Source organism: Flavobacterium polysaccharolyticum (genome assembly GCF_038739875.1).
GTDB lineage: Bacteria > Bacteroidota > Bacteroidia > Flavobacteriales > Flavobacteriaceae > Flavobacterium > Flavobacterium polysaccharolyticum.
Window position 1 is genome coordinate 149,251 of sequence record NZ_JBCGDP010000011.1, and the last position, 10,918, is coordinate 160,168.

The 10,918-nt window shown below is 30.7% G+C and carries 11 protein-coding genes and 1 tRNA gene; 5 read left to right on the forward strand and 7 right to left on the reverse strand.

Annotated features, from left to right (window positions below; genetic code table 11):
* Positions 1-7: 7 nt before the first annotated feature.
* On the forward strand, positions 8-988 hold the full coding sequence (locus tag WFZ86_RS12415; RefSeq protein WP_342692211.1) for an SPFH domain-containing protein: 981 nt from the start codon (positions 8-10) through the stop codon (positions 986-988).
* A 15-nt stretch (positions 989-1,003) separates the two neighbouring features.
* Here the strand turns inward: WFZ86_RS12415 and WFZ86_RS12420 are convergent, their stop codons facing one another.
* The 4 genes from WFZ86_RS12420 to WFZ86_RS12435 all read right to left on the reverse strand — a co-directional run bounded on the left by WFZ86_RS12420 (position 1,004) and on the right by WFZ86_RS12435 (position 4,294).
* The gene (locus WFZ86_RS12420) at positions 1,004-1,258 is read right to left on the reverse strand and encodes a DUF6327 family protein (RefSeq protein WP_342692212.1); all 255 of its coding nucleotides are present in this window, start codon (positions 1,256-1,258) and stop codon (positions 1,004-1,006) included.
* A gap of 3 nt (positions 1,259-1,261) precedes the next feature.
* Entirely contained in the window at positions 1,262-1,612 is a 351-nt protein-coding gene (locus tag WFZ86_RS12425) for a competence protein (RefSeq protein ID WP_342692213.1), read from the reverse strand.
* A gap of 9 nt (positions 1,613-1,621) precedes the next feature.
* Entirely contained in the window at positions 1,622-1,951 is a 330-nt protein-coding gene (locus tag WFZ86_RS12430; protein WP_342692214.1) for a YtxH domain-containing protein, read from the reverse strand.
* Positions 1,952-2,254: 303 nt separating this feature from the next.
* Positions 2,255-4,294 (reverse strand): glutamine--tRNA ligase/YqeY domain fusion protein, encoded by a 2,040-nt coding sequence (locus tag WFZ86_RS12435; RefSeq protein ID WP_342692215.1) that lies wholly within the window; start codon positions 4,292-4,294, stop codon positions 2,255-2,257.
* Between the two features lie 143 nt (positions 4,295-4,437).
* Here WFZ86_RS12435 and folB point away from each other — a divergent pair, with 143 nt between their 5' ends.
* Both folB and WFZ86_RS12445 read left to right on the forward strand, forming a co-directional pair.
* On the forward strand, positions 4,438-4,797 hold the full coding sequence (folB, locus tag WFZ86_RS12440; protein WP_342692223.1) for a dihydroneopterin aldolase: 360 nt from the start codon (positions 4,438-4,440) through the stop codon (positions 4,795-4,797).
* 96 nt (positions 4,798-4,893) lie between these two features.
* A tRNA-Cys gene (locus tag WFZ86_RS12445) sits at positions 4,894-4,964 on the forward strand.
* A 691-nt stretch (positions 4,965-5,655) separates the two neighbouring features.
* On the opposite strand, the gene WFZ86_RS12450 is transcribed toward WFZ86_RS12445, so the two are convergent.
* From WFZ86_RS12450 to rnr, 3 genes are all read right to left on the reverse strand, one after another.
* Positions 5,656-6,330: a LysE family translocator gene (locus WFZ86_RS12450; RefSeq protein WP_159688790.1), complete on the reverse strand. Its 675-nt coding sequence runs from the start codon at positions 6,328-6,330 to the stop codon at positions 5,656-5,658.
* Positions 6,331-6,394: 64 nt separating this feature from the next.
* Positions 6,395-7,060: a head GIN domain-containing protein gene (locus WFZ86_RS12455; protein WP_342692216.1), complete on the reverse strand. Its 666-nt coding sequence runs from the start codon at positions 7,058-7,060 to the stop codon at positions 6,395-6,397.
* Between the two features lie 13 nt (positions 7,061-7,073).
* Positions 7,074-9,254, reverse strand: a complete 2,181-nt coding sequence (gene rnr / locus WFZ86_RS12460) for a ribonuclease R (RefSeq protein WP_342692217.1) — start codon at positions 9,252-9,254, stop codon at positions 7,074-7,076.
* A 119-nt stretch (positions 9,255-9,373) separates the two neighbouring features.
* Between rnr and WFZ86_RS12465 the strand changes: the two genes are divergently transcribed.
* Both WFZ86_RS12465 and rpiB read left to right on the forward strand, forming a co-directional pair.
* On the forward strand, positions 9,374-9,607 hold the full coding sequence (locus tag WFZ86_RS12465; RefSeq protein WP_159688800.1) for a DUF2007 domain-containing protein: 234 nt from the start codon (positions 9,374-9,376) through the stop codon (positions 9,605-9,607).
* Between the two features lie 725 nt (positions 9,608-10,332).
* Positions 10,333-10,764 (forward strand): ribose 5-phosphate isomerase B, encoded by a 432-nt coding sequence (rpiB, locus tag WFZ86_RS12470; RefSeq protein WP_342692218.1) that lies wholly within the window; start codon positions 10,333-10,335, stop codon positions 10,762-10,764.
* The last annotated feature ends 154 nt before the right edge of the window (positions 10,765-10,918 follow it).

Genomic DNA, 10,918 nt, shown 5'->3' on the forward strand with positions numbered 1-10,918 from the left:
AAGAATTATGAATCCTATTTTAATTGTGTTACTAGTCTTCGGATTATTAATTTTATTGTCTTCATTCTTTACTGTGAAACAACAAACAGCAGTAGTTATTGAACGTTTTGGAAAATTTACAAGCATAAGAAACTCAGGTTTACAACTCAAAATTCCAATTATAGACCGAGTTGCAGGAAGAGTAAATCTTAGAATTCAACAATTAGATGTACTGATTGAAACCAAAACAAAGGATAACGTTTTTATCAAAATGAAAGTTTCGGTACAATTCAAAGTAATTCAAGATAAAGTCTATGAAGCATTTTATAAACTAGAATTTCCACACGATCAAATTACAGCGTACGTATTTGATGTAGTACGGGCTGAAGTTCCAAAGCTAATATTGGACGATGTTTTCGTAAGAAAAGATGATATAGCCATAGCAGTAAAAAGAGAATTGAACGAAGCAATGACTACTTACGGATATGATATTATCAACACTTTGGTAACAGATATAGATCCAGATATTCAAGTAAAAAACGCAATGAACAGAATAAATGCAGCAGATAGAGAAAAAACAGCAGCAGAATTTGAATCAGAAGCACAAAGAATAAGGATTGTAGCCAAAGCAAAAGCGGAAGCTGAAAGTAAAAAATTACAAGGACAAGGAATTGCAGATCAAAGAAGAGAGATTGCACGTGGACTAGTAGAAAGTGTAGAAGTTTTGAATAATGTAGGCATTAATTCTCAAGAAGCATCAGCTTTAATTGTTGTTACACAACACTATGATACGCTACAAGCTATTGGAGCAGATGCAAATTCTAACTTAATATTATTACCAAACTCTCCACAAGCTGGAAGTGATATGCTGAATAATATGATTGCCTCCTTCTCTGCTTCAAGTCAAGTGGGAGAAATGATGAAAAAAACAGAACGCGTTAAACCAAAAGAAATTACAAAGCAACAACCACCAGAAGACATACAAGAAGGAAATTCTGATGAAGTATAATCCAAAAAAAGAGGCTTAGCGGCCTCTTTTTCTCTTTATAAACCAACCAATAATGTAGGGAATGGCTGTTTGTATGATTTGAACGTAATTATTTGAGATTGTGGTTTTAAAAGAAGCTAAATAACTGTTGATAATGTTTTGAGGTTCAAAACTCTCTTTGGTCTTTTGAAAAGATAGGAGTAATTTTTGATAATGGATTTCTTTTTCCAATTTCAAAATTTCTAAATCACGATCAATCTCTGCATAAGAGGAATATTTTTTAGACTCCATAATTTAATCGTTAAAAAAGATTTCTGAAAACTTCTCTAAAATTGGTCCTTCAACAATTTTATCTTTAATCATAAATAAACAAAAAGTAATTAAAAGATAAAAAGAGCCAACAGCTAAAAACCCTAAAGCATTACTATTTAAATAATTACCTATAGCTAAAGCAGCTGCAACAGAACAAAATAATAAAACCATAGAAAAGCATAACAATATTAAAGAAAACTTCAAAATCATTGTAGTTGATTTCATAGTCACTTTAAAACCCCAAAGTTTATAATAGGCAACGTTGCTTTCAATGTAAGCTTGAAGTTGTTCTTGTATATCTTCTGTTTTCTCTTTTAGTTCATCTAAAGCCATAATTAAAAATTATTTTTGAAATTTGGCATTTTTTAATTTTAGTGCCGCAAGCTTTTCTTCAAGATAAGTAATAACATCTTCTGTTTTATGACTTGCATTAGAAACAAACTTATCTAAATTTTCTTCAAAGTCATCTTTAGTCAAAAAAGCTTTATCAATTAATTTTTCAGAAACTTCAGAAAACTTTTCATTTAAATTCTCTTTAGCTTCATCAACTCCTTCACGAATTTTTCTTCTTGTATTAGTTCCTTTGTCCGGAGCAAATAAAATTCCAATTCCTGCTCCAATAGCAGCACCTGTTAAAATTGCTAAAATGGTATTTCCTGTATTACTTGACATGATAGTTGAAATTTAGTGATTACTACTTATAAAGATACTACTTTATTAACAAAACAAAGTTAATAACATGAAAAACTATCAAAAAAAGGAAGTTAAAATTAAAATAAAGCCTCTATTTAAAAGAAAATTTAAAAGACGTAAATTGAGTCGAAGAAATAAAAAAATTGTCTTAAAATTAATTTATGAGAGTCATTTTTAATAATAAAAAATAATTATTTTTAAAAAAACAATAGAAATTTATAATAATAAGAAAGCATCCCGATAAAGGATGCTTCTCATAAGTAAAATTGATAATTAAAAAAATTAGATTAAAGCTTGAAATTGATCCAAATGTATGGGGTCAATTTGTAAATTTTCAGTAACAATGTCTCTTACTAAAGAAGATTGACTTTTTAAAGACATAGTATACAATTTTTGTAAAGAATCTGTAGCAATATCTTTAAATGAAATCTTACCTGAATATTTCAGAATTAAATTTGAAAACAATAAGGCGTTATTATCATTTTTAATATTCTTACTAACCGTTTGAGTTAATAAACTATAATTGTCAATACTTTCGATATTACTAACAATTGAACTTAATAAAGCAGAAGCTAAGTCTGCATCTTTTTCTTTAACGTATTTATTAATTTCTTTTTGAGTATTCATCAAAAGATTCGCTTCTTTCTTGTCTTTCTCCTCCCAAGCATCTTTCAAACCAACCGTTTTGTTAAATATTAATTTTGTAGCAGTTGCATCTTTATCAACAGAAAAATAACCTAATCTTTGAAATTGATAATGAGTACCAGAAACCGCTTCCTGTAAACTTGGTTCCACATAACCCGTTACAATTTGCAAAGATGATGGATTTACAAATTCTAAGAAACTTTTCTCTTTATGACTATCAGGTGCTTCATCTGTAAATAAACGGTCATACAAACGAACTTCTGCTTCAATAGCGTGATTAATAGCAACCCAATGAAGCGTTCCAGCTACTTTACGTTTGCTGGCTTCACTCCCACTTCCACTCAAAGAATCCGTGTCATAAGTAACGTGGATTTCTTTTATCGAACCGTCAGAATTCTTAACAACAGACTCACCCTTAATAATATAGCCATTTTTTAAACGTACTTCATTACCAATGCTTAATCTGAAGAATTTAGCTGGAGCCACTTCAAGAAAATCTTCTTTTTCAATGTATAATTCACGTGAAAAAGGCACTTTTCTAAAACCAGCAGCTTCATCTTCTTGATTATTTTCGGCGTCTAACCATTCCACTTTGTCTTCTGGATAATTGGTAATAACCAATTTAACAGCATCCAAAACAGCCATTACTCTAGGTGCTTTTTTATTCAAATCTTCTCGTAAACAGAAGTCCAATAAAGAAATATCAATGATGTTTTCACGCTTAGCAACACCAATAGTATCACAAAATTTACGAATAGAAGCAGCGGTATACCCTCTTCTACGTAAACCTGAAATAGTAGGCATTCTTGGATCATCCCAACCATTAACTACTTTATCTTGAACCAATTGTAATAATTTTCGTTTGCTCATAACGGTATAATTCAAGTTCAAACGAGCAAATTCATATTGATGTGGTCTAACTTTATTGGTATCATAAATTTGATCCAAAAACCAGTCATACAATTCACGATGCATTACAAATTCCAAAGTACAAATAGAGTGAGAAATTTGTTCCAAATAATCGCTTTCACCATGAGCATAATCATACATAGGGTAAATATTCCAGTCATTACCTGTACGATGATGATGGCGATGTAAAATTCTGTACATCAATGGATCACGCATCAACATATTAGTAGAAGCCATATCTATTTTGGCTCTCAAAACATGACTTCCTTCCGGAAAATCACCATTTTTCATTCCTTCAAATAACTGAAGATTTTCTTCTATAGTACGATTTCTATAAGGTCCATCAACACCAGGTTGCGTTGGAGTTCCTTTTTGAGCAGCCATTTCTTCTGAAGTTTGGCTATCTACATAAGCTTTTCCTTTTTTAATCAAAAGAATAGCCCAATCATACAATTGCTGAAAATAATCCGAAGAATACAATTCTTCAGACCAATTAAAACCTAACCATTTTACATCTTCTTTGATAGCATCTACGTATTCTTGCTCTTCTTTTGCAGGATTCGTATCATCAAATCGAAGATTAACTGGGGCATTATATTTTAAACCTAAACCAAAATTGAGACAAATAGATTTGGCATGGCCAATGTGTAAATAACCGTTAGGTTCGGGTGGAAAACGGAAGCGTAATTGCTCTTTAGGAAAACCATTAGCAATACTATCTTCAATGATTTGTTCTATAAAATGAAGTGATTTTTCTTCTGCAGCCATTATATTGAAATTTGAACGGCAAAGTTATCAAAATTGTTGAGCAATCTAGGTATAATAGGGTTCTTTATTTATTTATTCCATTAAAAAAAACAATAGAATTTGTACTTTTAACGCAAGAAAAAAATACTTTATTTCATCAAATAATGGGCAAAATTAAACTAAAAAATATACGCACCTTTTCTTATCATGGTTGTCTGATTGAAGAATCAAAAATAGGTTCAGATTACCGAGTAGATTTAGAAATTGAAACCGATTTAACACAATCAGCACTATCAGACAAATTAAATGATACCGTAGATTATGTATTATTGAACCGAATTGTATTTGAAGAAATGGCAATTAGATCGGAATTATTGGAAAATGTAGCTCATAGAATCATTGTTCGTGCTATGAATGAAGCTCCAACTATTACAAAAATTGAGGTTGAAGTTTCAAAAATAAATCCTCCTATTGGTGGTGACGTAGAAGCAGTTACAATTATAATGAGTGAAACTAAAAAGTAAATTTAAAAAACTAAAAAAAGGTATTCTCTTTTTATTTGGAATTTGAAATTTGCTTTTTGGAATTTTTGTATTACATTTGCAATCCGTTTAAACAATGGCGTCGTGGCCGAGCGGCTAGGCTGGGCTCTGCAAAAGCTCCTACTCCGGTTCGAATCCGGACGATGCCTCTGAAACCTTCAAGGAAACTTGGAGGTTTTTTTATGGATATTTTTAAGAAAAATTAGATAAAGAAAAGGTTCGAATCCAGAAGATGCTTTATAAATCTTCAAGGAAAATTGGAGTTTTTTTTATGGATATTTTTAAGAAAAATTAGATAAAGAAAAGGTTCGAATCCAGAAGATGCTTTACAAACCTTCAAGGAAAATTGGAGTTTTTTTTATGTTTACTTTTTAAGAAAAATTAGATAAATAAACAGTTCGAATTCGGACGATGACTTTAATGCCTTCAAGGAAACTTGGAGGTTTTTTTATGGCTAATTTTTAAGAAAAATTAGATAAAGAAACAATTCGAATTCGGACGATGACTCAAAAGAGATGCATAAATGTATCTCTTTTTTTATCATTATTGTAACTACTCAGCTTGTCTTACTTTCAATTGCCTCCAGCTTTAGCTGGAGTTATGATGGAGATTGATTGCATTGGCTTTAGCCAAATAAAAGCAATAAATTTTGGCTAAAGCCTTTAAAAATTTCATTTCTCCAACTAAAGTTGGAGGCAATTAATGTCAAAAAAATACCTGATTAGTTACTCATTATTTTATAAAATATGATAGTATAGAATACTAAATAAAGTGTAGTTAAACAAAAAAAGCTTCTGAAATTCAGAAGCTTTTTTATCTTTTTTTGAATAGAAATGGCTTCTACTCTATCTTTTCTAAGGCATTTTTTACCATTTCTTTTTTACCTGGAAAAACACCTTGTGCTATTAAAACAATTCCAAAAATCATTAAAACTACAGCAATTCCTTTTTTAATTTTATGAATGTTAGTAGGTGTCATTTTTGATTTTAATTTTTTAGCCAAAACAATTTTAATACAATCAATTAACAAATAAGAAAGGATAACCGATGTGAAAAAAGTAAGCATTCTAGAAGTTTGCATGTCCATTTTAGGACCAACAGAAATGATAACGGCTAACCAAAAACCCAACACACCAATATTGATAATATTCAGGAAAAAGCCTTTCATAAATAAACTTCCGTAGTTCTTTTTTAGGATTTCATCTTGTAAAATTTCTTCTGGAGATTTCTCTGTATTTCGCAATTTGATAAAAGAAATTATACCATAAGCCAACATCACAATTCCACCAAAAATAAATAAAGAAGGTTCGTCTTTAAGACTAGTTATCAAACGATAACTTCCTAAATAAGCGATAGAAATAAATACAATATCACCAAAAATAACACCTAAATCAAATACCATTGCGGCTCTAAATCCTTTACTAATACTAGTTTCTAGTAAAATAAAGAACACTGGGCCAATCATAAAACTTAAAAAAATTCCCCAAGGAATTCCAGCTAAAATATCATTAATCATTATAAATTTTAAAACGTTTATTTCGTGAATAATAAAATTAGTGCTAACAACTAATCACTAAGTACTACTTTTCAATTATAGTCCCACCAAGGATGGTCTCTTGATTGATTTGTTTTGGTTTACCATAAATGTAAATAGAGCCTCCAGCCTTCACTTTTGCATCAACTAAGGTTGTAGCGTGTATTTCGGCTTTTCCTCCAGCAGAAACGTTTACAGTAGTTTGAGAACTGATTAAATCTTTAGCTTCTAAAACACCACCAGAAGCAATCGTAATCGTTTGATTGTTGGTTTTTCCTGTCAAGTCTAAAATACCTCCAGAAACTGCTCTAATAGTAGCTTTTTCGGTATCAAATTCTACTTTTATTTGTGCTCCTTCTTTGGCGTTTACAGATAAAATAGTTTGTTTGAATGGAAAATCACTAGACACATAACTGCCTTCGCTAGCATCGATACTTTCTATTTTTTTGAAATACAATTGTATTTTAATATCATTACCTGAAAGTAATTTTGGGAAAGGCATACGTAATTTTACTTCACCATTTTTATTGATTACTTCAACTTCATTCGCTCTAGTTCCAGTTATACTTACTTTATTTTCATTAGATGGAACTAATTTAACGGTAAGTTTATCGAATACTTTTACGCTATCAAAATCACCTAAATTCTTGGTGACTTGCGCTTGTAAATAACTCGTTAAAAACAATGTAACTACCACTACTATCTTCTTCATAACTTATTTTTTATTAATTATTACTTCTAATAAAATGAAAATCCAATTGTTTTTTAACCAAATCAGCATTCTTAACTTTTACATAAATTTCGTCTCCTAATTGTAATAAATTATGGGAAGTAGCTCCTACCAAAGCATATTGTTTCTCGTCAAAAGTATAATAATCTTCTTTAATATCTCGAATTCTTACCATACCCTCACACTTATTTTCGATGATTTCAACATAGATTCCCCACTCCGTTACTCCTGAAATTACACCCAAAAATTCTTGATCTTGATGGTTTTGCATGTATTTAACCTGCATGTATTTGATAGAATCACGTTCTGCATTTGTGGCCAAACCTTCCATAGTCGAAGAATGTAAACATTTTGTTTCATAGGTTTCTTCATCTACCGATTTTCCTCCATCGAGGTAAAACTGTAACAATCTATGCACCATTACATCTGGATACCTACGAATGGGTGATGTAAAATGAGAATAATAATCAAAAGCTAATCCATAGTGACCAATATTATCCGTTGAATATTTGGCTTTACTCATCGAACGAATGGCTAAAGTATCAATCAAATTTTGTTCTTTTTTACCACTCACCTCCTCCATCAAAGCATTCAATGATTTGGAGATATCGCCTTTGTTTCTAAAGTCAATTTTGTATCCAAATTTAGCAATCACATTTTGCATTGCAATTAGCTTATCTTCATTAGGTTCATCGTGAATTCTGTAAATAAACGTTTTCTTTTGTTTTCCAATATATTCAGCTACTTTTCTGTTGGCCAAAAGCATGAATTCTTCAATTAAATGATTGGCATCTTTGGCTATTTTGAAGTACACGCCTTCAGGTTCTCCTTCTTGATCTAAATTGAATTTTACTTCGACTTTATCAAAAGAAATAGCACCTTCATTCATTCTATTTCTTCTTAAAATTTTGGCTAACTCATCCATTTTGAGCGTAGCTTCAACAATTTCGTCGGCAACAACATAGCTACTTCCTGTGATTGAAGTTGCTATTGGAATGGTATTATCTTTGGTTTCAATTATGTATTGTGCTTCTTCATACGCAAATCGTTGGTCTGAAAAAATAACGGTTCTTCCAAACCATTGGTTAACTACTTTGGCTTTGGCATCCAATTCAAAAATAGCCGAAAACGTATATTTCTCTTCCTGTGGTCGTAACGAACAAGCAAAATTTGATAAAACTTCAGGTAACATAGGTACTACCCTATCTACCAAATACACCGAAGTGGCGCGTTGATAGGCTTCGTCATCGAGTATTGTACCTTCTTCTAAATAATACGAAACATCGGCAATATGAACCCCAATTTCGAAATTACCATTCTCTAATTTTTTGAAAGACAAGGCATCATCAAAATCTTTAGCATCTTTTGGATCTATGGTAAAAGTGAGTGTGTCTCGCATATCGCGACGTTTGGCTATTTCACTTTCTTGAATCGTAGTATCAATTTTTTGAGCAAAGGTTTCTACTTCGATAGGAAACTCAGAAGGCAAACCATATTCCGCCAAAATAGCGTGAATTTCTGTATCGTGTTCTCCAGGTTTTCCTAATACTTTTTCTACTCTACCAAAAGGGCTATCGGCTCTTTTAGGCCAATCTTCGATATGAACCAGAACGACATCTCCTTGCTCTGCCTCTCCTATTTTATCTTTTGGAATAAAAATATCGGTGTACATTTTAGGGTTGGCAGTAGAAACAAAGGCAAAATTCTTTTGAATGTCAATTACACCCACAAAATCAGTTTTGGCTCTTTCGACTACTTCAATGACTTCACCTTCAGGACGTTTTCCTTTTCTACGATTATAAACATAGACTTTTACTTTGTCTTTGTCTAAAGCTCTATTCAGATTATTGGTTGGAATAAAAACATCTTCTTCAAAATCAGGACAAATAAAATAAGCCGTCTTACGACCCGTCATATCGATGGTTCCTTCGTAATAATCTTGGCTTATGGCTTTTACAAGATATTTTCCTGGTTCGCTTTCAATTATTTTTTTGGCAGCAGCCAAAAGTTTCAAATCCTTAATAATTTGATTTCTACTTTGAGTATCATCTAGTTCGAGCGTAGCTCCTATTTGTTTGTAGTTAAACCCTTTATTAGGGTTTTGAGCCAATATTTTTAAAATTTTATCGCTAAAATCTTTTTCTTTTTTGATTGGCTTTCTTAATCTTTTACGCATATATCTTTTCTAATAAAGTTTAAAATTACAAAATAGTTAACGGTAAACAGTAAATGTCCTTTAGTTTTAAATAAAATATAACTTTAAATATTTTATTTATCTTTATAAAAACAACCCTCATGGAAGATTTTAAAACTATAGCAGTCTTTACTTATCCACATGAAATAGTGGTTTTAAAACACATTTTAGAGCTAGAAAAAATCCCTTTTTTCTTTGAAAACGAAATCACTCTCTCAGTAGCTCCTTTTTACACCAATGCGCTGGGCGGAATCAAACTCAAAGTACATCCCAACGATTTCGAAACTGTTCAAACCATTTTAGACAATCTCAATAACCATTTGAAAATTGTCTAACAGCTCCTACCCTACTTTTTCAAAATTCAAAGTTGTCAACATTCATTAAAATAATAAAAAAGAAAATTTAAAATTTAAATATTTTTTAATGGTTATTATAGCTTGTTAATAATGGCAATAATTTTTTTAGAAAATGTTTAAATATGGAGTTTTACTTTTTTATTTAGAGTTATTAACATCTTTTTTAATACTTAATTACTTTGTTTTAAGGCTATTTTAAATTGTAATTAACAACTGTTAATAACCAAATTTTAATTCAAAATGTAAATAAGTAATTTCAAAAAACTTGTTAATAAACTATCACTAGCTATTGATAAGTATTCTAAAAATTACACAAACTTTTTTTGTTTTATTCATTCCTATTTTGGATTACATTTTTTTTAATTACTATCTAAAAAAACTTCTAATTTTCTTTCCATACTTATTAACATTCAGTGTTAATTTAAAGTTAACTGAATATCAAGTAATTATGTTTTGGTGTTAACAATGCAAAAAATTAACATTTAATATAGTATTAATTATTTGATTTTTAGTGTTTTATAAAAATATGAAAATTGTGTATAATGACTAAAGTACTAGTTTTATGTGAGTTAATCGTGCTCTACTTTTTTTGTAATTTTTAATTAAATTGGCACTTAATATAAGCCGTTGCAAAAGTAAAATTTATCATCAAAACTCAATTTGTTTGTTTAAATTTGCGCACTCACAACTAAATACATTGACTAATGAAAATTTCTATCGGAAACGATCACGCAGGACCAGATTATAAAAAAGCAATTGTTCACTATTTGGAATCAAAAGGACATCAGGTTACGAATTATGGAACAGATTCTGTAGATTCTGTAGATTACCCAGATTTTGGACATCCTGTTGCTAACGATGTAGAACAAGGTAAAGCTGATTTTGGAATTGTAATTTGTGGAAGTGGAAATGGAATTGCAATGACAGTAAACAAACATGCTGGAGTAAGAGCGGGTCTTTGTTGGACCAAAGAAATAGCTTATTTAACTCGTTTGCACAATGATGCTAATGTTCTTAGTATTCCAGCGCGATATACTTCTATTCAACAAGCTGTTGAAATAGTAGAAACCTTTTTAACGACAGATTTTGAAGGTGGAAGACACCAGAATAGAGTGAATAAAATCGCTTGTCAATAAAAATTTTTTCGAGGTGCTTCGCACCATTTTGTCTAGTCCTGAAAAAGTGATACAGGATTAATAAAAAATAAAAGTACAATTTTAGACAGTAGCAAGCTCAGGTTTGCTACTGTTTTTTGTTTTATAGGTTCTCATTTTAATTTTGTTTTGGTGA

What these genes read in the sequence shown, in the direction of transcription:
- WFZ86_RS12415 (WP_342692211.1), top strand. Translation starts at nt 8, where the DNA reads ATGAATCCTATTTTAATTGTGTTACTAGTCTTCGGATTATTAATTTTA.
- WFZ86_RS12420 (WP_342692212.1), bottom strand. Translation starts at nt 1,258, where the DNA reads ATGGAGTCTAAAAAATATTCCTCTTATGCAGAGATTGATCGTGATTTA.
- WFZ86_RS12425 (WP_342692213.1), bottom strand. Translation starts at nt 1,612, where the DNA reads ATGGCTTTAGATGAACTAAAAGAGAAAACAGAAGATATACAAGAACAA.
- WFZ86_RS12430 (WP_342692214.1), bottom strand. Translation starts at nt 1,951, where the DNA reads ATGTCAAGTAATACAGGAAATACCATTTTAGCAATTTTAACAGGTGCT.
- WFZ86_RS12435 (WP_342692215.1), bottom strand. Translation starts at nt 4,294, where the DNA reads ATGGCTGCAGAAGAAAAATCACTTCATTTTATAGAACAAATCATTGAA.
- folB (WP_342692223.1), top strand. Translation starts at nt 4,438, where the DNA reads ATGGGCAAAATTAAACTAAAAAATATACGCACCTTTTCTTATCATGGT.
- WFZ86_RS12450 (WP_159688790.1), bottom strand. Translation starts at nt 6,330, where the DNA reads ATGATTAATGATATTTTAGCTGGAATTCCTTGGGGAATTTTTTTAAGT.
- WFZ86_RS12455 (WP_342692216.1), bottom strand. Translation starts at nt 7,060, where the DNA reads ATGAAGAAGATAGTAGTGGTAGTTACATTGTTTTTAACGAGTTATTTA.
- rnr (WP_342692217.1), bottom strand. Translation starts at nt 9,254, where the DNA reads ATGCGTAAAAGATTAAGAAAGCCAATCAAAAAAGAAAAAGATTTTAGC.
- WFZ86_RS12465 (WP_159688800.1), top strand. Translation starts at nt 9,374, where the DNA reads ATGGAAGATTTTAAAACTATAGCAGTCTTTACTTATCCACATGAAATA.
- rpiB (WP_342692218.1), top strand. Translation starts at nt 10,333, where the DNA reads ATGAAAATTTCTATCGGAAACGATCACGCAGGACCAGATTATAAAAAA.